General features: G+C 42.8%; 2 protein-coding genes. Both read left to right on the forward strand.

Features of this window, described 5'->3' with window-relative positions; genetic code table 11:
• Positions 1-367: 367 nt before the first annotated feature.
• Positions 368-15,958 carry a non-ribosomal peptide synthetase gene (locus BTA30_RS01820; RefSeq protein WP_275667432.1) on the forward strand — a complete coding sequence of 5,197 codons (15,591 nt, stop codon included), beginning with the start codon at positions 368-370 and terminating at the stop codon, positions 15,956-15,958.
• Positions 15,959-16,153: 195 nt separating this feature from the next.
• Positions 16,154-23,980, forward strand: coding sequence for a non-ribosomal peptide synthetase (locus tag BTA30_RS01825; protein WP_076758516.1), 7,827 nt, complete (start codon positions 16,154-16,156; stop codon positions 23,978-23,980).
• Positions 23,981-24,118 lie beyond the last annotated feature (138 nt).

Here is a 24,118-nt window from a genome sequence, read left to right on the forward strand (position 1 = left end):
GATCAGCCCGACTTGTAAATTCATGTTTCTCACTCTTTTATCTTTGTTTCAAATGTAAACTACTAAATATCCAAGTTTATAAAAAATTAACCATTATTAAACAATATTCCCATGGAAAATAATGATTTTTTTTGATAATCTGTTTTCACAAGACGGAGGTTCGCTAAAAAATCGGCAAAAGAGCAACTACAGACCAATATTAAGAAAAATATTTTATCAAAAGGAGAATTAAGTATGGTTGCTAATCAGTCATTAAAAAATGGGGTATTTAACAAAATGACAGAGAATGAAAAAGAATTGATACTCAATCATTTTAACAATACGAAAACCGATTATCCAAAAGANNGTTGTGTTCGGCAGCCAAAACATGACCTACAGAGAGCTGAACGAAAAATCAAACCAAACGGCAAGGCTTCTCAGGGAAAAAGGCGTAGGCGCCGGCTCGATTGCGGCGATCCTGTTAGACCGCTCTTTTGAGATGATCATCGGCATCATGGGGGTTTTAAAAGCGGGAGGCGCATATTTGCCGATTGATCCTGAAACGCCTAAAGACAGAATCTCCTATATGCTGAAAGACACGGAGGCGGGTGTGCTGCTTACACAAGGTGAAGCGGCAGACGGAATCGATTGCGAGGCTGAGGTCATTCATTTGGACAAGACGGCATTCGACAGATTCAGCGAAGAGCGGCTGGACGCTGTCAATGACTCCGGCGATGCCGCCTATATCATCTACACATCCGGTTCAACAGGAATGCCGAAAGGCGTGGTCACCCCGCACTACAGTGCGGTGCGTGTCGTGCGGAACACCAATTATATTGACATCCGAACGGACGACGTCATTCTCCAGCTGTCCAACTATTCGTTCGACGGATCGATATTTGATATATTCGGAGCTCTTTTAAACGGCGCATCACTCGTCATGATTGAGAAAGAAACCTTATTGAACATCTGCAGACTTGGAAGCGCTATCAAAAAGGCGGAAGTCAGCGTAATGTTCATTACCACAGCGCTGTTCAATACGCTCGCCGACATCAATATCGACTGCCTCGTCAATCTGCGAAAAATCCTGTTTGGCGGCGAAAGAATTTCGATTCCGCATGCGAAAAAAGTGCTGAATCATGTCGGGCAAGATAAGCTGATTCATGTATACGGCCCGACGGAAAGCACGGTTTATGCGACATATTACTTCATCAATGAGATTGATGAAGCAGCGGAAACGATCCCGATCGGCAGGCCATTGGCGAATACATCGGCATTGATCATGGACGAAGACGGCAGGCTTCTTCCAATCGGCGTTCCCGGTGAACTGTGCATTTCGGGGGACGGCTTAAGCAAAGGATATTTAAACCGGGATGAGCTCACATCGGAAACATTCATCCCCCATCCGTTTATCCCGGGAGAAAGGCTTTACAAAACGGGCGATTTGGCGAAATGGCTGCCTGACGGCAACATCGAATTTATCGGGCGGATCGACCATCAGGTGAAAATCCGCGGCTTCCGGATTGAACTCGGAGAGATCGAAAGCCAATTGGAAAAACACGAAGATATAAACGAGACGATCGTCACCGTCAGGGAAGACGGGGAAAGCCGCCCGTACATTTGCGCCTACATCACCGCAAACCGCGAGATGCCGGTTGAAGAGCTGAGAGGATTTTTGGGAGAAAAGCTTCCGGACTACATGATTCCCGCCTATTTTGTCAAACTGGACAAGCTGCCGCTGACCAAAAACGGGAAAGTGGACAGAAAAGCCTTGCCGGAGCCTGACAGAACGGCAGGGGCGGAAGCTGAGTATGAAGCGCCGCGAAATGAAACAGAAGAAAAGCTGGCTGCGATTTGGTGTGAGATTTTACATGTGGAAAAAGCGGGAATCAATGATCATTTTACAATGATGGGCGGCCATTCGTTAAATGCTATGGAGCTCATCGCGAAAATAAAAGAGAATATGAATACTGAAATCCCGTTAAACCAATTATTTAAGCTGGCTACCATAAAGGAATTAAGTGCATTTATTGAATCAAATAAAGAAGAATCTAGGGACGACAATCATGTAATAAGAGCAGCCGATCCGGAAAATATGCATGAAACCTTTCCGCTTACAGGCATTCAGTTGGCTTATTTGGTTGGAAGAGATGAAACATTCGAAATCGGCGGAGTGGCTACAAATCTAACTGTTGAATTTGAAGCGGATGTCGATTTGAATCGATTTCAACTGGCATTGCAAAAACTGATTCACAGACATCCGATTCTCCGGACCATCGTATTTGAAAACGGAACACAAAAAATAATTGAAGAAGAACCATATTATACGATAGAAACCTTGGATTTAAGACATTTAACAGCAGAAGAAACGAAAGAAAAGATTTTAAAACAGCGAGAGAACATGACTTCAAAAATAATAGATCCAAGTGTATGGCCGCTGTTTGAAATCAAAACGTTTATTTTGCCGGAAGGGAAAAAATATTTTTTCCTCAATGTAGACCCGCTAATTTGCGATGACAGCAGTATGAAAATATTAATCAGAGAGTTTAAACGATTTTATGAACAGCCTGATCTTCAGCTTCCCCTCTTAGAATTCAGCTTCAGAGATTATGTTTTGGCATCGACTGAATTTAAACAAACGAACAGATATAAAAAAGATAAAACATATTGGATGGATAAACTGGACCATTTCCCTAGTGCGCCTGAGCTCCCTTTCAAATATGATCCTGCTTATGTGAAGAAGCCTGCATTCAAGAAATTTTCAACATTTTTAGATGAGCCTACCTGGAATGAATTAAAGAAGAAAGCAAGGAATAAAAATCTGACGCCGACATCCGTCCTTTGTGCCGCTTATGCCTATATTTTAGCTTACTGGAGCCATCAAAATCATTTTGCTATTAACTTAACCGTATTTAACAGAATCCCGTTTCACCCAGATGTGAAGAAAATGATCGGAGATTTCACGACATTAATGTTGTTGGACATCAACGCAGAAGATGAGTTGAACTCTTTTTGGAGCTTTGCTTTAAACGTTCAGGATACGCTCTTGGAAGCACTTGAACACAGACACTATGACGGTGTTGATTTGATAAGGAACATCGCCAAAAAGAATGGCATGAACAAGAAGGCTGTCATGCCTATCGTATTCACAAGCGTACTCAGTGAAAATTCCGAAGATTCATTTGACCAGTTAGTGGATTTTGAAAAGATTCATTTCTTTAGTACAAGAACGTCTCAAGTGTACATTGATAATCAGGTTTATGAAATAAACGGCGGCCTCTATATCACATGGGACTATGTTGAGCAGATTTTTGAACATGAAGTGATTGAATCGATGTTTGACCAGTACATCGATGTCATCAATCAAGTCGTATCGCGCGAGGAAGTAGAACATATCCAAATTGATGAAAAAAGCCGTCAAGCCATACAGGATTATAATGATACAGATCAATCTTTCGAACCGCTGCCACTTCATGAATTATTGATCAACCAAGTGAAACAAGGACCTGATCGTATCGCGGTAAAACATCATGAAGAATCGATGACTTATCAGGAGCTGGATGAGAAATCCAACCAAGTCGCAAGATATTTAATCGAAAAAGGTGTTGAAAAAGGCGACTATATAGGCGTTATAGGCAAAAGAAGCCCAGGCACGATTATCAATCTGTTTGCTGTATTAAAGTCGGGGGCGGCATACATTCCGCTTGATCCGGATTACCCGGAAGAAAGGAAGGCGTACATCAAATCAAAAAGCAGCTGCAAATTCTTCATCAGCCCTGATATTCATCAAAACGAACATATGGAACGCTTCTCTACAGAACCAGTTGATATAAAAGTCAATCTTGAGGATATGGCATATGCGATATTTACATCCGGAAGCACTGGCAAGCCAAAAGGCGTTCAGATTACTCACGGAGCCGCAGCAAACACTATTCTCGACATCAATGAAAAGTTCGGCGTCTCAGAAAATGATAAAATCATGGGCATTTCCTCATTGTGCTTTGATTTATCTGTTTATGATGTGTTTGGCGCTTTAAGCAGCGGAGCCGCGCTGGTCATTATTGATGATCAAAGGGATATATTCCGTTTGAAAGAGATAGCGGAAAAAGAGCAAATCACGATATGGAACTCTGTACCGGCGATTATGGGAATGACGGTCGATTTATATCAGGAGCACGAACTCAATCATCATTTAAGACTAGTGCTGCTAAGCGGAGACTGGATACCGCTTCAGCTGCCTGCAAAAATAAAGAAAACGTTTAAAAACGCCGAAGTGATTAGTTTGGGAGGCGCAACGGAAGGATCAATCTGGTCGATCTACTATCCGATTCAAAAAGTGGAGGAGAACTGGAAAAGCATCCCTTATGGAATGCCGTTGGCAAACCAAAAAATATACGTCCTAAACCAGCAAAAACAATTATGCCCCCTCGGTGTAGAAGGAGAGCTGTACATAGGCGGTTTGGGGGTAGCCAGCGGATATATTAATGATAAAGAAAAAACGAACAATGCATTTATATGGCATCAAGAACTAGGCTGCATTTATAAAACGGGTGATCACGGCGTATTAAAAGAGGGCGGCTATGTCGAATTTCTCGGAAGAAAAGACAGCCAGGTAAAGATCAGAGGATATAGAGTGGAATTAGGGGAAATTGAAAATACCCTCCTGAACCATAGAGATGTCAGCAAAGCAACCATTATTGATTATACGAATCGGGATGGAATGAAAAACTTATATGCTTTTGTTGTGACAGAAAGAGAGATCAATCAAAAAGACTTCAAGGGATTTTTGCAGAAAACGCTGCCTGACTATATGATTCCTGTGAAGTTTGTGAAACTTGATGAAATCCCGTTAACAGTAAACGGAAAAATTGATAAGCGTATTTTGCAAGAATTGGCTGAACAGCAAACAATAGATGAAGGCACAGCAGGCGGATTGATACATCCGGAGAATGAAACACAAGCCATGCTCCTGGAGATTTGGAAAGATATATTCGGCCTGGATAGCATCAATCTAGACGTCAGCTATTATGAAATAGGCGGAGACTCGCTCAAGGCGATATCGATTATTGCTGAAATCAATAAACGAATGAATGTTGAGATGCCGATAGGTGAAATATTCAAAAATGACACGATTATCGCTTTGGACCGCTATTTGAAAAATAGAGAAGACCATCATATTGAAAAACCGATTAAGAAGGCTGCCGTTAAGGAATATTATGCGGCATCACCTGCTCAAAAAAGAATGTATATGCTTTCGATGATGGAGAATGAAAGGGGAGCATATCATATTCCGATGGCGCTTCTTGTCGAAGGGCAATTGAACCTCGGCCGACTTGAAGGTGCATTGAAGACATTTTTGCAAAGACATGAAATTTTGCGAACCGGATTTGAGATCCAAAACAATGAACTCGTACAAAAAATTGATGATGATGTTGAATTCCGAATGGAATACGAGTGCTTAGACGCTCCCATTACAGATCAAAACACCTTAATGAAGGTAACAAGTGCTTATTGCAAAGAATCGATCAAACCGTTTGATTTAAGGCGGCCGCCCCTCATGAGGGCCAAGCTGATCAAAATCGGCGATCACAAACACATACTGGTCATTAATTTTCACCACATCGTTAGTGACGGTGTATCTCAAGGCATACTGATGAACGAAATATTGGAGCTGTACAGCCATACTCCATTGCCGGAAGCAAACGTGCAATATAAGGATTATACGGAATGGAATCATACCTTTAATCAATCCGCCGCGATGAAAAAACAAGAAAAATACTGGCTGGATGTCTATCGTGACCTACCGGAAAAGCTGGACTTTCCATATGATAATAAAAGGCAGAACATCGACACTTTTGAAGGAAGTAATGTGTACGTGGAGATGGACCAGAAGCTGACTCAAAATATAAGAATGTTGGCTAAAAAAACCGGAACAACCCTTTATACGGTGATGTTGAGTGCATATTATGTACTTTTAAATAAATACACAGATCATACGGATATTGTTGTGGGAACAGCTGCCGCGGGAAGGCTGCATCCAGATCTTCAAAATGTTTTCGGCGTTTTTGTCAATACACTCGCTTTGCGAAACGAGATTGACACTTCAAAGCGTTTTAAAGAATTTTTGAATCAGACAAAAGACCGTACGATCGCGGCCTTTGAACATTCTGAATATCCGTTTGATGATTTGATCCGAAAACTCCATAATGTACGGGAGCCTAATCGAAATCCTTTATTCGACACGATGTTTGTCCTGGAAGATGCAAGGATGTTTACCAAACAGAAAGGCGATGTCAAGCTTAGCCCGATCATCTTCGAACTGGACAATGCAAAATTTGACATGATCTTTAATGTTTTAGACTTTGAACAACAGATCGTCTTGAACATTGAATACTCGACGAACTTACTTAAGGAAGAGACGACTTTAAGAATAGCGGAAAATTATATCAGGATTTTAGAAGAAATCTCGGCAAATCTTGATGTCACTTTAGATCAAATCGACATGATTTCTCATGAAGAAAGACGGATGCTTGTAGAGGAATTTAACAATACGGAGGCCGCTTATTCAAAAGAGAAAACGGTCCACCAGCTGTTTGAAGAACAGGCAAAACGAACACCTGATCAAACTGCAGTTGTTTTTGAAGAACAGAAGCTGACTTACCGGGAGCTGAATGAAAAAGCAAATCAATGGGCAAGGCTGCTAAGGGAAAAAGGAGTGCGGCCGGATACGGTTGTCGGGATCATGATGGAGCGTTCGGCCAATATGATCGCTGCGATTATGGGTGTCCTGAAATCAGGAGGCGCTTATTTGCCTATTGATCCTGAGTACCCTATTGACCGGATCAAATACATGATGGATGACAGCGGGGTCAAAGTCATCCTCACCGATGATCCGTTTGGCAAAGGGTTTGAGACAGGATCGATCGAGTTCATTGATATTGAGGATGAAAAGATTGATATGCAGGATCCATCTGATGTGGCAGATGTCAATCAAAGCGGTGATCTTGCATATGTCATCTACACTTCGGGATCAACCGGGAAGCCAAAAGGCGTAATGATCGAACATCATTCTTTGGTTAATTTATGCTGCTGGCATCAATATCGTTTTGAAATCAGCCCAAACGATAACAGCTCGATTTATGCAAGCGTCAGCTTCGATGCTTTTGTCTGGGAACTCTTCCCTTATTTAACGGCGGGAGCAGCCGTTCACGTCTTAAATCAAGAGACGCGGTTGGATGTTGAACAACTAAACCGATATTTTAATGAACATCATATATCGATCAGCTTTTTGCCTACACCGGTTTGCGAACAGTTTATGCTGCTTGACAATCATTCTTTGAGGACACTGTTAACGGGCGGAGATAAATTAAATGTTTTTAAAGAAAACAACTATCAAATCGTAAACAATTACGGACCGACTGAAAACACAGTCGTTGCCACAAGTTTTAAGATAGACAAGCCATATCACAATATTCCGATAGGCAAACCGATCGATAATGTGAATACTTTTATATTGAATCAAGACAATCAGCTTTGCCCGCTTGGGGCTGTCGGAGAGCTCTGTATAGCCGGAGGGGGCTTGGCCCGCGGGTATTTAAACAGACCTGATCTGACCGCAGAAAAATTCATCCAACATCCGTTGGTTCCCGGAGAAAGAATGTACCGGACAGGGGATCTTGCCAAAATCTTGCCTGATGGAAACATTCAGTTTTTAGGGCGGGTTGACCAGCAAGTGAAAATACGCGGCTACCGCATTGAACCGGGTGAAATAGAGACTCAGCTGCTCAAGCACGAAGATATCGATGAAGCAGCGGTTATGGCAAGAGAAGACAGCGACCATGACCATTATCTTTGCGCATATGTAGTGGCCAAAAAAGAAGTTGAACCGGAAGAGATCAGAGGGTTCTTAAAGAAAAATCTTCCGAGTTATATGGTGCCTGCGCACTTTGTCAAGCTTGACCAACTGCCGCTGACTGTGAATGGAAAATTGGATAAGAAAAGCCTGCCGGCTCCCGAGCGAAGCATTGAAATGGAGCATGGCTATGAAGCGCCGCGGGATGAGACGGAAGAAAAACTGGTCTCAATTTGGGAGGATGCATTAGGCATCGAAAAAATCGGGATCAGCAGCAATTTCTTTGATGCAGGCGGACATTCGCTCAAAGCCGCCGCTTTATTGTCAACCATTCATAAAGAGCTGAGTGTAAAGGTGCCTTTAAGACAAATATTCGAAACACCGACGATTAAAGGGCTTAGAGAATTCATCGGCTCAACAAAGGAAAGTGCTTTTACATCCATAAGGAAAACGGAAGAAAAAGCATATTACCGTCTATCTTCAGCACAGAAAAGGCTGTATATCCTTAATCAAATCGAAGGCAGCGGAGTTGCTTATAACATGCCTTTTGCCATGACAATTCAAGGCGATTTTGATGTGCGCCGGTTTGAGAATGCATTGAACAAGATGATCGAAAGACATGAATCACTTCGAACTTCCTTTTTCATGATCGACGGCGAACCTGTACAAAAGATTGAAAAAGAGATCGATTTTCAAGTGGGATACAGTGATGTCGGTGCAGAAAGCGCTGAGGAAAAAATCAAAGGCTTCATCAGGCCGTTTCATTTGGAAAAAGCGCCGCTTTTAAGGGCGGAGATCGTAAAAGTGAATGAAAATGAGCACCTGATGATGTTCGATATGCATCATATCATTTCAGACGGCGTGTCCATGGACATCTTGATGAAAGAACTGACAGTATTTTATGAAGGAAAATCATTGCCTCCATTAAACATTCAGTATAAAGATTACGCAGAATGGGAAAAAGGCATTGATCAGGATCATCAGTTGAACAAGCAGGAAGAATTCTGGCTGAATATGTTTAAAGATGACGTTCCTGTGCTTGACATGCCGGCAGATTATAAAAGGCCGCTCGCCCAAAGTGCTGAAGGGGACACCGTCACTGTAACAATCGAAAAGGAAACATTCAGTAAGCTTCAACAAATGGCCAAGGAAAACGGAGTGACCATGTACATGCTCCTTTTGGCCGGCTATACAACGCTGCTTTCCAAATATACAGGTCAAGAAGATGTCATTGTCGGCACGCCGATTGCAGGAAGAAAACATGAGGATGTCCATCATCTTATCGGCATGTTTATCAATACTTTGGCGATAAGAAATCATCCGGCAGGGAAAAAGACATTCAGGAACTATTTACATGAAGTAAAAGAAAACACACTGCTGGCTTATGAAAACCAAGATTATCAATTTGATGATCTTGTAGAAAAGGTCAATATTAAAAGGGACATCTCGCGAAACCCGCTGTTTGATACGATGCTGGTGTACCATAACACAGATATGAAGCCGTTTGAAGCAGAAGGGCTGAGAAGCAAGATGCTTGAGATCAAGCGCGGAATTTCTAAGTTCGACCTCACAGTGACAGCGAGTGAAGCACTTGCTGGATTAAGATTGGAAGTGGAATATTGCACGGCGTTATTCAAAAAAGAAAGAATAGAAAGACTATCAGAACACCTGATCAGCTTATTGCAAAAAGCAGCGGAAAATCCAGACATTGAATTAAATCAAATAGATGTATTAACAGAGTCTGAAAGAAACCGGATTCTGTCTGGATTTAACCGCACTGACCGAGCATTCTGCAAAGAAAAAACGATACCGGAGCTGTTTGAAGAACAAGCGGAAAAGACGCCTGATCATCCGGCGGTTGTCTTTGGGGATAAAAAGCTCACGTACAAAGAACTAAATGAAAGAGCGAATCACCTTGCTTTCATCCTGCGTGAAAAAGGAGTAGGCCCTGACATGGTAACAGGGATCATCACAGAACGCTCAATCGACATGATTGTCGGCATGATGGGAATCTTGAAAGCAGGAGGAGCCTATCTGCCAATCGATCCGGAGTATCCGCAGGAAAGAACAAGCTATATGTTAACAGACAGCCGTGTCAATGTGTTATGTGTGACAGGGGATGTCCGTCCAGGTGAAGCTTTTAATGGAGAAATCGTCAGACTTGATCAACTCCATCAAAAAGGCCATTCAGCCAACTTAAAGCATCACATTAAGCCGGAAAATTTGGCTTATGTCATTTATACATCAGGATCTACCGGAAAACCAAAAGGCGTGATGATAGAGCATCACAGTGTGAATAATCTTGTTCAGGGGCTTCATGAAAGAATTTATCAGCAACTCACCCCTCAATTAAACGTCGCACTGGTCGCGCCATATATATTTGACGCCTCTGTCAAACAAATATTCGCAGCGCTGCTGCTTGGGCATACCCTCTGCATTGTCCCAAGGGAAACAAGCTGGGATGCCATGAGTTTAATCGATTACTATTCGAAGAACAAAATAAACGTATCTGATATGACCCCTGCTCATTTAAACATGTTGACCTATATCAACAAAATGGAACTGGAATTGGATATGAACGAATTGATTGTCGGCGGAGATGCCTTAACACCCGATTTAATAGCCGGTCTATTCGAAAAACTGCCTAATCTGACGTGCAATATCACAAACGTATACGGTCCGACAGAGTGTTGTGTAGATGCGGCTTCACATCAAATTGAACGTGGAAAAGTGCCGCAAACACCGTCCATTCCGATCGGCAGACCGCTTTTAAACACAAAAATATATATTGTAGACCAAGAACATCATCCTCAGCCAATAGGAATTGCCGGAGAACTGTGTATAGCTGGAGAGGGTGTGGCAAGGGGATATCTCAATAGACCAGAGCTGACAGCAGAGAAATTTATCGATCATCCATTTGAGCCAGGCAAAAAAATGTACAAAACCGGAGATTTGGCCATGTGGCTGCCGGATGGAAATATTGAGTTTTTAGGAAGGGCCGATCATCAAGTGAAAATTCGCGGCTATCGAATAGAGCTTGGTGAAGTGGAAATTCAGCTGCTAAGACATGAAGAGATAAAAGAAGCAGCAGTGATTGCCAGAAAAGATCAACACGGCAACAGCTATTTGTGCGCTTATATAACGTCTGAAAAGGAACTGGCCGCAGAGGTTGTCAGACAATTCCTTGAAAGAGAAATCCCGGATTATATGATCCCGTCATATTTTGTCAAGCTTGATCAACTGCCTCGAACATCAAGCGGCAAAATAGACAGAAGCGCATTGCCGGAGCCGGACAGCAACATGATGAATGAAGGAACTCGGTATGAGCCTCCCCGGAATGAAACCGAACGAAAGCTGGTGCAAATCTGGAGGGAGATTCTCGATGCAGATGACATAGGTATCAACCACCATTTCTTTGCAGCAGGGGGAGATTCGATCAAGGCGCTCCAAATCGTATCAAGGCTGTCAAGGATGAACCTGAAGCTTGAGATGAAGGAGCTGTTTGCAAATCCTAAAATAAAAGATCTCAGCAAATATATCAAAGAAGAAACAAGAGCGTATAAACATAACGAAACTGTGACAGGGGAAACAGAGCTGCTTCCTATACAGAAAAGATATTTTGCGAAAAACAAGGAGGAGCCAGACCACTTCAACCAGTCCTTTATGCTCTTTAGAAAAGAAGGTTTTGATGAAAACTGCGTAAGAATGGCCTTCAATAAAATATTGGAGCAGCATGATGCATTAAGGATGACATATGAAGAGCAAGACGGGGCTGTCATTCAATATAACAGAGACTATCAGGAAAACCTTTTCGGTCTAGATGTGCATCAGATGAAAGGATTGAAGGATAAAGCGCAAAGAATTCACAAATTGGCGACGGACATTCAAATGAAATCCTCTATCAAAGACGGCAAACTGGTTAACCTCGGCATCTTTCAAACAGATGAAGGAGATCACCTGCTCATTGCGATCCATCATCTAGTCGTTGACGGTGTATCATGGAGAATCATTCTTGAGGATTTCGAAACATTGTACAGTCAGGCATTAAAAGGTGAAACGCTCGAAACTGGATATAAAACGGATTCATATCAAGAATTCGCCCGCCAAATGAAACATTATGCCGCCAGCCGCAGGCTGTTAAAGGAAGCAGAGTATTGGAGGGAGACGGCAAATGCCGATGTTCGCTTCATTCCTGCAAATCAACAGCAAAAAAGAGATCGATTTGAAGACAGCACGACACTAAGCATCACATTGGATCAAGAGGCGACTAAAAGCCTCTTGAGAAAAACGAACAGAGCTTACAACACGGAAATCAACGATATTTTATTAACGGCATTATTAGCCGGAATCAGAGACATCACCGGACAACACAAATTGAAGGTCATGATGGAAGGCCATGGCAGAGAAGACATCCTGGAAGGTGTTGACATCAGCAGAACAGTTGGCTGGTTCACGACGGTTTACCCGGTATTGATCGATTTGGGAGAAGCAAAGGACATATCCCAAAACATTAAAATGGTTAAAGAAACGTTGAGAAAAGTACCGAACAAAGGGATCGGCTACGGTGTATTAAAATATCTGACCCGGGAGCTGGATGAATTAAACGAAGTTCAGGCCCCAATTTCTTTTAATTATTTTGGGGAAATGAACAAAGATATTAACAGAAAGGGATTTTCCCAATCGCCATTTTCATCAGGCGAAAGTGTCGGAGGCAAAATCTTGCGGCATTGCGCCATTGAGATGAATGCTATCGTGACAAACGGCGAATTGACCATTTATACCACATTTAATCAAGAACAATATCACACAAACACAATCCAGCAATTCAATCAATCATATAAGGAAAACCTTGAAAAGATCATTGATCATTGCGCCGGAAAAGACGGCGTGGAAATGACACCGTCTGACTACAGCGATGCTTCGCTCAGTCTGGAGGAACTGGAGAAAATCAAGAACAAGCATGGTTCATTAAAGATCGAGAACATTTATCCGCTCGCCAATATGCAAAAGGGAATGCTGTTTCATGCCATTAAGGATCAAACATCCAGCGCATACTTCCAGCAAATTGTCATCGATTTAAAAGGGCAGATTCATGCAGACATTTTAGAAGCAAGCTTTAATGACATCATCAAGAGACATGAGATATTGAGGGCATCATTTGAATATGAGGTCGTTGAGGAACCGAGACAGATCATTTCTGCAGAGCGAAAAATAGCTTTTAAATCTATTGATCTCACGGAACACAACAATGTTCAAAAAGAAATCTTAACGGAAAAATATTTAAAAGAAGACAAAGAAAAAGGGTTTGACCTTGGAAGCGAATCTCTCATGAGAGCATGTTTGATCAGAATGAATGATCAATCATATCAACTCATTTGGAGCCATCATCACATATTGCTGGACGGCTGGTGCTTGGGCATTATTTTAAGCGAGCTATTCAGCATCTATGAAAAAAGGATGAAAGGCGAAACCTATCAATTAGAAGCGCCGAAGCCGTATAGCGACTATATCAAATGGCTGGAAAAACAGGACAAGGACGAAGGTGCAGCGTATTGGAAGACATATTTGGAGGGGTATGAGACTAGAGCCGAAATACCAAAATTAAATAGCGGCAAACCTGCTGGTGAATACGGCGGCAAAGAGAGAGTCATTGCGTTTCCAAAAGAACTGACAAACAAAATCATCGAAATCGCAAATCGAAATCATGTGACCATCAATACCATCCTCCAGAGCATTTGGGGCGTTGTTCTGGCTAAATATAACAATGCAGAAGAGGTTGTATTCGGAACCGTTGTATCAGGACGGGAGGCCCAGGTAGACGGTATTGAAGAAATGGTTGGGCTGTTTATTAATACAATACCGACCAGGATCAGATTTGGAGGCGGTGCGAGCTTCAAAGAAGCATTGAGAAATACTCAAGCCGAGTCCATTGAAAGCAGCCGGTACAGTTATATGAATCTATCAGAAATTCAAGAACTGAGTGAACTGAAGAGAGAGCTCATCAGTCATGTCATGGTTTTTCAAAATTATGCGTTTGATCAACAGATGTTCAGCCGCCAAACTGGTAAACTCGGCTTTGAACTCGAGGGCGTACATGGAAAAGAAAGGACAAACTACGATTTTAATATGATTGGTGTTCTAGAAGAAGGAAAGCTCGCGCTTAAAATGACATATGATGAAAATGTTTATGACGAGACGATCATCAATCATATCGAAAAGCATATCATCGCAGTCACAGAACAGGTGACGGAAGATGAAGAAAAAACATTAAGTGAAATCGATCTCGTATCAGAGGAAGAAAGAAACACCCTGTTATACACATTCAACGATACAAAAACCGATTATCCAAAAGACAAGACGATCCATCAGCTTTTTGAGGAACAGGCGGTGAAGACGCCTGATCATACAGCCGTTGTGTTCGGCAGCCAAAACATGACCTACAGAGAGCTGAACGAAAAATCAAACCAAGCGGCAAGGCTTCTCAGGGAAAAAGGCGTAGGCGCCGGCTCCATTGCGGCGATCCTATTAGACCGCTCTTTTGAGATGATCATCGGCATCATGGGGGTTTTAAAAGCGGGAGGCGCGTATTTGCCGATTGATCCTGAAACGCCTAAGGACAGAATCGATTATGTTTTGGAGAATAGCGGTGCAAAAGTAGTGTTAACCAAAGAACCGCAGCTTGAAGCGTTTGATATTGAAGCTGTTGATCTGCGCTCAGACGATTTGCAAATGATCAGCAGGGAAAACCTTCCGCTTGTTAGTCGATCAAATGATACAGCATACATTGTATACACGTCCGGCTCTACCGGAATGCCAAAAGGCGTGGTCATCCCGCACTACAGTGCGGTGCGTGTCGTGCGGAACACCAATTATATTGACATCCGAACGGACGACGTCATTCTTCAGCTGTCCAACTATTCGTTTGACGGATCGGTATTTGATATCTTCGGTGCTCTCTTAAACGGTGCGGCGCTCGTCCTGATTGAAAAAGACACGGTATTGAATATCCGCGAGCTGGCCGATGTGATCGAGAAAGAAAAGGTCAGCGTAATGTTCATGACGACGGCGCTGTTCAATACGCTCGCCGACATCAATATCGACTCTCTCGCCAATCTGCGAAAAATCCTGTTTGGCGGTGAAAGAATTTCGATTCCGCATGCGAAAAAAGTGCTCGACCGCGTTGGCCAGGACAAGCTGATCCATGTATACGGCCCGACGGAAAGCACGGTTTATGCGACATATTACTTCATCAATGAGATTGATGAAGCAGCGGAAACGATCCCGATCGGCAGGCCATTGGCGAATACATCGGCATTGATCATGGACGAAGACGGAAAACTTCTTCCAATCGGCGTTCCCGGTGAGCTGTGCATTTCGGGGGACGGCTTAAGCAAAGGGTATTTAAACCGGGATGAGCTCACATCGGAAACATTCATCCCGCATCCGTTTATCCCGGGAGAAAGGCTTTACAAAACAGGCGATTTAGCGAAATGGCTGCCTGACGGCAACATCGAATTTATCGGGCGGATCGACCATCAGGTGAAAATCCGCGGCTTCCGGATTGAACTCGGAGAAATCGAAAGCCAATTGGAAAAACACGAAGACATAAACGAGACGATCGTCACCGTCAGGGAAGACGGGGAAAGCCGCCCGTACATTTGCGCCTACATCACCGCAAACCGCGAGATACCGGTTGAAGAGCTGAGAGGATTTTTGGGAGAAAAGCTGCCGGACTACATGATTCCCGCCTATTTTGTCAAACTGGACAAACTGCCGCTGACCAAAAACGGGAAAGTGGACAGAAAAGCATTGCCGGAGCCTGACAGAAATGCAGGGGCGGAAGCTGAGTATGAAGCGCCGAGGAACTTTGTGGAAAAACAAATCATCTCCATATTGGAAGAAGTGCTGGGGACAGAACGGATGGGCATCTCCTGCCGTTTCTTCGACAGAGGAGGGAACTCACTAAAAGCGATGCAAGCTGTCAATTCAATTAACAAAGCCTTTGGCATCAATATGGGTGTAAGTACATTCTTTGAGAATACGACTGCCAAAAACTTAGCCCATTGCGTATTACATGCTGAAGCCGAATCAGACGGCATGGTTGAGTACGCCGAGGAGGAAATATAATCCTTAAAAGATGGAATAAGCAACTGATGGAGCTTGCTTATGGAGTCATTATATTCAATTTGGCCGTAAGAACCTTTCCAATCACCCGCACTGTACAATCTATTTCCTGGAGATAGATTGTACAGCTGCCCTATTTTACGCTCAAACTATTCTTATTTTAGCGCCGCAAGTCTGATAAATGGAGTGATGATTGATATGAGTATAATAGGCTTCATAAATGATTTAAAAAAGAAAAATATTTTCTTATATCATAACCAAGGAAAAATTAAAATCATTGGGCCTCAGGAATTATTGACAGCTGAGTTAAAACAAAAAATAAAGCGATATAAACAAGAAATCATAGCTGTTCTAAAAAGCGCCGAGGAGAAAAACGAGCGCGGTATTCCGAAAGCGGATCTGTCGGGAAATGGATGTTACCCTTTATCAAGGGAACAAAAGAGGATGTTCGTTCTAAATAAGCTTGACGAGAGCGGAACCGCATACAACATGCCTTTAGCGGTGAGACGAAGAGGCAGCGTCCAAATCAGTCAGTTTAAAGATGCTTGGAGGCAGTTAATCGCCAGGCATGAAGCATTAAGAACTTCCTTTGTAACAGTCGATGGCGAACCGATGCAAAAAATCGCACAAGAAGCCGAGTTTCAATTAGGATACAGCGAATTAGGAGAAGAAAGCATTCAGGAGAAAATCGGCGGGTTCATCAAACCTTTTCATTTAGACAAAGCCCCGCTTTTAAGAGCCGAGATCGTAAAAGTCAATGAGGCTGAGCGTATGATGATGGTTGATATGCACCATATCATCTCAGACGGTGTCTCTATGGGAATTTTAATGAAGGAATTGGCTGATTTATTGGAAGGTAGACCATTGTCTCCGGTGGCGGTGCAATATAAAGATTATTCGGAATGGCAGAGAGAAATCGAGAAAACAGGCGGCTTAAAGAAGCAGGAAGATTATTGGCTGAATACCTTCCAAGGTGAAATTCCGGTTTTGAATATGCCGCTTGATTACAGAAGGCCAAAAACCCGAAGTTTTCAAGGAGACAGAACGGTTTTTGAATTGGATCAGGACATCACGAAAAAACTCAAAAGCATAGCCGGAGAAAACGGTGTGACGATGTATATGCTTCTGTTGGCGGGCTACACAATCCTGCTTTCAAAATACACCGGGCAAGAAGATATCATTGTAGGCTCCCCAATTGCGGGAAGATCACATGCCGATTTAAACAGGACAATCGGCATGTTCGTGGGCACCCTTGCGATGAGAAATCATCCGAAAGGCGGCATGACATTCAGGGAATACTTGCAGATCGTAAAAGAAAATACATTAAACGCATACGAAAACCAAGATTATCAATTTGATGCATTGGTAGAAACATTGGGCTTGAAAAAAGACTTGAGCAGAAACCCGCTGTTTGACACGATGTTTGATATGCAAAATGCAGATGATTTCACACCTGAAGCCGGCGGAGCCCTCTTTGAGACATACGACTTTGCCTTTGATGTTTCGAAATTTGATATAAGCCTTACCGCATATCATCATGGGGATCATATAAAGTTCGATTTACAATATTGCACTAATCTGTATAAAAAAGAAATAATCGAAAGAATGGCCGGACACTTTTTGAATGTTTTAAAAGATGCCGCTCATCATCCTGAACAGACATTAAGCGAGATCAGGATGATGTCTGAGGAAGAGAAAGATATCGTATTACATACATTCAATCAAGCGAAAAAAGACGATCCGAAAAATAAAACAGTCAGCCGGCTGTTTGAAGAACGGGCGGAAATAACGCCGGATCACACCGCCGTTATTTTTGGAGACAAGCGATTGACATACAGAGAGCTGAACGAAAAAGCCAATCAGCTGGCCTGGCTCCTCAAAGAAAATGGAGTAACACCCAATACAATAGTGGGCATCATGACAGAACGTTCACCGGAGATGATCATTGGGATCTTGGGCATTTTAAAAGCAGGGGGAGCCTATTTGCCGATTGATCCGGATTATCCCTCGGACAGAGTGAAGTATATGCTGAGAGACAGCGGAGCTGATGTGATCGTCGTTCAGGAGCATTTAAAGTCCAGAATAGACGGAGGCCGGTTGATTACAGTTGATGATGAGGCGATTCAATGTTGTGATAAAAAAAATCCGCCAATGATAAACGGCGCTTCTGATTTGGCATATGTGATTTACACATCGGGCTCTTCAGGCAGACCAAAAGGTGTGATGACGACTCACCGGAATGTCATCAATTATATTCATTCATTTACTAAAAGGGTTCCTTTAAGTGAAAACGATACAATCCTGCAAGTCGTATCATTTTCATTTGATGCATTCACTGAAGAGGTTTATCCTATTTTAGCCTGCTCAGGGCGTCTTGTGATCAGCAAAAAAATCGGCGATATGAACATCGATGAACTGATGGAAAATATCAAAAAGCACCGCGTCACGCTCGTCAGCTGCTCCCCGCTTTTATTAAATGAAATCGATAAACATAAACATTTAACCTTTCATCCGCATATGAAATTTATCAGCGGCGGGGATGTTCTGAAATATGAGTATATCGAAAATATCATAAAAGGTGCCGAAGTTTATAACTCCTACGGCCCGACGGAAGCAACGGTTTGTGCAACCTATTATAAATTAAGCAGCGAAGATCAGAAAAAAACGAGCATTCCAATCGGCAGACCTTTACGTAATTATAAGGTGTATATCGCTGATCAATACGGACGGCTCCTGCCGATTGGAATACCGGGCGAGCTTATGATCGGCGGCGACGGCCTTGCAAGAGGATACCTGAATAATCAAAAATTAACAGATGCCGCGTTTGTCCTGAATAAATCAGGTGAGAGGGTGTATCGTACAGGTGATTTAGCGAGATGGCTCCCAGATGGAAACATCGAATTTTTAGGCAGAATCGATAACCAAGTCAAAATTCGCGGCTATCGGATTGAGCTTGAAGAAATTGAACACCGCCTATTAAAGAACGGCAATATAAATGAAGCGGTCGTTATAGCAAAGGAAGACGAGAACAACAACAAATATCTATGTGCCTATATCACCTTACATCACAAAGGTGCCGCCATTGATCAAATCAAAGAATTTCTGGCGAAGGACCTCCCCGAGTACATGATTCCGTCACACTTTATCATGCTGGATCAAATGCCGCGCACGATCAATGGCAAGGTGGATGTCAGGGCATTGCCTGAGCCGGATGTAAGGGAGTCTGTGGCAGCAGGCTATGAAGCCCCGAGCAATCAAACGGAAGCAGCGCTTTTATCCATCTGGGAGGACATATTAGGCCTGGAGAAGATTGGGATAAACGATCATTTCTTTGAAATCGGCGGACAGTCATTAAAGGCTTTTTCAATGGCCGCTAAGATACAATCAAAACTAAATGTAGAGGTAACGTTAAAAGAAATATTCAGCCATCCGACGATTAAAGAAATCGCAGCCTATGTCCAACAAAAACATAAAATGGTTCATTCAGACATTAAAAAAGCGGAAAAGAAAGAGTATTACCCTCTTTCATCCGCTCAAAAAAGACTGTACATTCTCAATCAAATTGAAGACGGCCAAACCGCTTACAACATGCCATTTGCAATCAAAATAAAGGGTGAGCTCCAAGCGGCGAAGCTTGAGCATGCTTTCAAAACATTAATCGACAGACATGAAGGGTTTAGAACATCCTTTGTCACAATCAACGGCGAACCTGTTCAAAAAATAGAAGAGGATGTCCGGTTTGAAATCAAATACGATGATTTGGGGAACCGGAGCCTCAAGGAGCGAATGAATCAGTTTATCAGACCGTTTGATTTAGAAAAAGCCCCCCTTCTAAGAACAGAGCTTCTTAGGGTGGACGCGGAAGAACATATCCTGCTGTTTGATATGCACCATATCATTTCAGACGGGGTGTCAATAGGGATATTCATGAAGGAATGGGCTGCCCTATATGAAGAAAAGGAACTCGCGCCGTTAACCATCCAATATAAAGACTATTCGGAGTGGCAAAGAGAAGCCTATCAGAAAGACAGTTTGAAAAAGCAGGAAGAATACTGGCTGAATGTATTTCGCGATGACATTCCGGTTCTGAACATGCCGACAGACTATCCAAGGCCGCAAATGCAAAGCTATGAAGGGGACAGACTTATATTTGCTATCGGCAGAGAGCTGACAGAAAAGCTCAAAAGAATAGCCAATGAAAACGGCGCTACGATGTATATGCTTCTGTTGGCGGGATATACAACACTGCTTTCAAAATATACAGGACAGGAAGATGTAATCGTAGGTTCTCCGATTGCCGGAAGGTCTCGGGCCGATTTGGAAAACACAATTGGAATGTTTGTTAACACGCTTGCGATGAGGAATTATCCAAAAGGCGGCAGGACATTCATTGAGTATTTAAAAGAAGTGAAAGACAATACGTTGAATGCCTATGAACATCAAGACTATCCATTCGATGAGCTTGTTGAAAAATTAGATTTGGAACGGGATATCAGCAGAAATGCATTATTCGACACGATGTTTGATATGCAGGCTTTGGATGATGCAGAACCGCATATCGAAGGATTGAATGTAGAAACATGCGGCATGGAGTTTCCTATTTCAAAATTTGATTTGTCTTTAGCAGCGGCAGAATCCGCAGGTGCAATGACTTTTCATCTGGAATTTTGCACAAAATTATTTAAGAAAGAAACCGCTGAAACGATAGCGGAGCATTTCATTCATATACTGGAAGACATTGCTGATCATCCTCACCAGACGCTAAGCGAAATCAATATGCTTTCAGAAGAAGAAAGAAGCACCATCCTGTATCAGTTTAATGATACGAAGACCGAACATCCGACAGGGACTTTGCCGGAGCTGTTTGAGAAACAGGCTGAGACATCACCGAATCATCCGGCAATTGTCTTTAAAGAACAAACATTGACTTACGGGGAATTAAATGAAAAAGCGAATCAACTGGCAAGAACTTTACGGAAAAAAGGTGTTCAGCGAGAGTCTATAGTTGGAATCATGGCAGATCGGTCATTGGATATGGTGACAGGCATATTGGCGATTCTCAAAGCCGGAGGGGCATACCTGCCGATCGATCCGGACTATCCGAAAGAGCGCATCGAATATATCCTGATGGACAGCGCCGCCGATGTTTTACTTATCCAGCGCCATCTCATCGGCAACATGAACTTTGCCGGCGAAATCGTGCAAATCGATCAAGCGGATGCTTATGATCCAGATGGAAGCAATTTGGACCATCTCAATTCTTCCGGTGATTTGGCATATGTCATTTATACATCGGGTACGACAGGAAATCCAAAAGGCGTTATGGTGGAGCATCGCAATTTGATTCATGCTCACTACACTTGGAGAAAGCACTATGGATTAGCATCATTTAAGGTCAACCTGCTTCAGCTCGCCAGCATTTCTTTTGATGTATTTGCGGGAGATTTATGCAGAAGCCTCTTCAACGGCGGAACGATGTATATTGTGCCAAACGACGTCAAACTGGAAATGAATCTATTATATGACATGATCAAAAAACATGACATCCACATCTTTGAGTCGACGCCAAGCCTTATCATTCCTTTTATGAAATATGTCCATCATCACCAATTGGATATATCCAGCATGAAACTGCTGATCATGGGTTCTGATAACTGCGCTATCAAAGATTATAAGTGGCTCGTTGAACAGTATGGACAAAACATGAGAATCATCAACAGCTACGGCGTTACTGAAGCATCTGTTGACTCCGGCTATTATGAGGAAGCTTTGGATTATATTCCGGATATTGCGAATACCCCTATAGGAAAACCGCTGGATAATACAGCATTTTATATATTGGATTCTTCATTAAACCCGCAGCCTATCGGGGTTTATGGCGAGCTGTATATCGGAGGTGAGGGGATCGCAAGAGGATACTTCAACAATCCTGAACTCACCAAGGAAAAATTTGTTCCGCATCTTTTTGAACCCGGGGGAAACATGTACAGAACGGGGGACTTGGCAAGATGGCTGCCAGATGGAAATGTTGAATTCCTGGGCAGAATTGATCATCAGGTCAAGATTCGCGGTTTCAGAATCGAAATCGGTGAAATTGAAACCAGGCTGCGAGGTAAGCAGGATATTAGCGAAGCCGTTGTCATTGATCGCGAAGACAGCAAAGGCCATAAATACCTGTGCGCCTATATCGCTTGCCCACAGCAAATCATTGCAAATGAACTAAGGGAATATTTATCCAATCATTTGCCGGACTATATGATTCCTTCCTATTTTATTCAAATCAACAAGATGCCTCTTACACCAAACGGAAAGGTCGATCGAAAAGCGCTCCCTGAACCTGGCGAAGATGCGGCAGCAGCAAGCGAATACGAAGCGCCCCGAAATGAAACAGAAGAAAAGCTGGCTGCCGTTTGGCAGGAAGTGCTGGACAGAGACAAAATCGGAATCAATGATAATTTCTTTGAAGTCGGGGGAGATTCAATCAAGGCTCTGCAGATCGTTTCAAAATTATCAAGAGCCGATCTCAAACTCCAGGTTAAAGATCTGTTTACCAATCCGGCCATCAAACACCTCAGTAAATATGTGAAAAAAGAGACGAAAGTGCGCGGCCAAGACGAAATCATTCAAGGGGAAGTGCCGCTGACCCCGATCCAAAGGTCGTTTTTTGCGGCAAATCAAGAAGAGCAAAACCATTATAATCAGGCGTTCATGCTCTATAGAGAAAATGGATTTGATGAAAAAATCGTTGAAAGAGTTGTCCGTAAACTCACCGAACAGCATGATGCATTAAGGATGATCTATCAAGAGAAAAACAGTGAAATCATTCAGCATAACCGCGGTTTAGAAGGCAGCGTCTTCGATCTGTATGTCTATGATATCAAAGCGGCAGAGAACCCGGAGGAGGCCGTTTATCAAACAGCGACAACCATTCAAAAAGAGATTTCAATCCAAGAAGGAAAAATGATGAAACTCTGCATTTTCCAAACAGATGAGGGCGACCATCTTCTGATCGTGATTCACCACCTTTTGGTAGACGGAGTGTCTTGGAGAATCATATTCGAAGATTTTGCGGCCGCATACAGCCAAGCACTGCAAGGCAATACAATTGAGCTCGGCTATAAAACGGATTCTTACAAGGCGTTTTCAGAAAAACTGGCAGAGTACGCCCACAGCAAAAAGTTGTTGAAAGAAAAAGAATATTGGAGGGAGATAGCAAAAGGAAAGATGGAATTTATCCCTAAACATCATAAGGCAGCACTTGATAACTATGAAAATAGCAGAACACTCAGGGTTTCCCTCGGTGAAACGGAAACGGAACAGCTGCTGGGCGAGGTGCATAAAGCATACAACACGCAAATCAATGACATTCTGTTAACAGCTTTGTTAATGGCAGTCAGGCGGTTAACCGGGGAAAACAAGCTGAAAATTCTCATGGAAGGCCACGGAAGAGAAGACATCTTGCAGGATGTAGATATCAGCAGAACGGTAGGCTGGTTTACCTCGATGTATCCGGTATTCATCGATTTAGAAGAAGAAACAGAGCTGACCATGGCGATCAAGATAGTGAAAGAAACATTGAGAAAAATACCGAATAACGGCATAGGTTATGGCATCCTGAAGTATTTGACAAAAGACCAAAAGCTCTTCAAGGATGAAAAGCCACCGATATTATTCAATTATCTAGGTGAACTCGACCATGATCTGACGACTGAACAATTTTCATCTTCGAGGCTCTCGGCAGGTCAAAGCATCGGAGCAAAAAGTGCAAGAGATGCTTCCGTCGAAATCGACTCAGTCGTTGTTGATCAACAATTCATGATCAGTACGACATTTAACGAATACGAGTACACCGATCAGATGATCAGCGATTTTAATCAAACGTACAAGGAAAGTCTTCAGAAGGTCATCAGTCATTGCATGAGTAAAAATGAAACTGAAAAAACGTCCTCTGACTACGGTTATGACAAAATCTCATTAAAAGATCTTGAGGAATTATTGAATGAATATGAATCTGTAGACAGCTAGAACCTCCTGACAAAAAAAGTTTTATTGCAACCCGTAAAGCCTCCGGGAAGTTATGGAAAACGCTGCTGCCAAAACCCTGTTTAACTGGCGGCAGCCCACATGGTCGGATGATGTGGTTCCGGAAAACTAAAGGAATTC

The organism is Bacillus swezeyi (genome assembly GCF_001969815.1).
GTDB lineage: Bacteria > Bacillota > Bacilli > Bacillales > Bacillaceae > Bacillus > Bacillus swezeyi.

Bases quoted from the DNA above. Each gene is read 5' to 3' on its own strand.
- BTA30_RS01820 (WP_275667432.1), top strand. From the start codon at position 368: ATGACCTACAGAGAGCTGAACGAAAAATCAAACCAAACGGCAAGGCTT.
- BTA30_RS01825 (WP_076758516.1), top strand. From the start codon at position 16,154: ATGAGTATAATAGGCTTCATAAATGATTTAAAAAAGAAAAATATTTTC.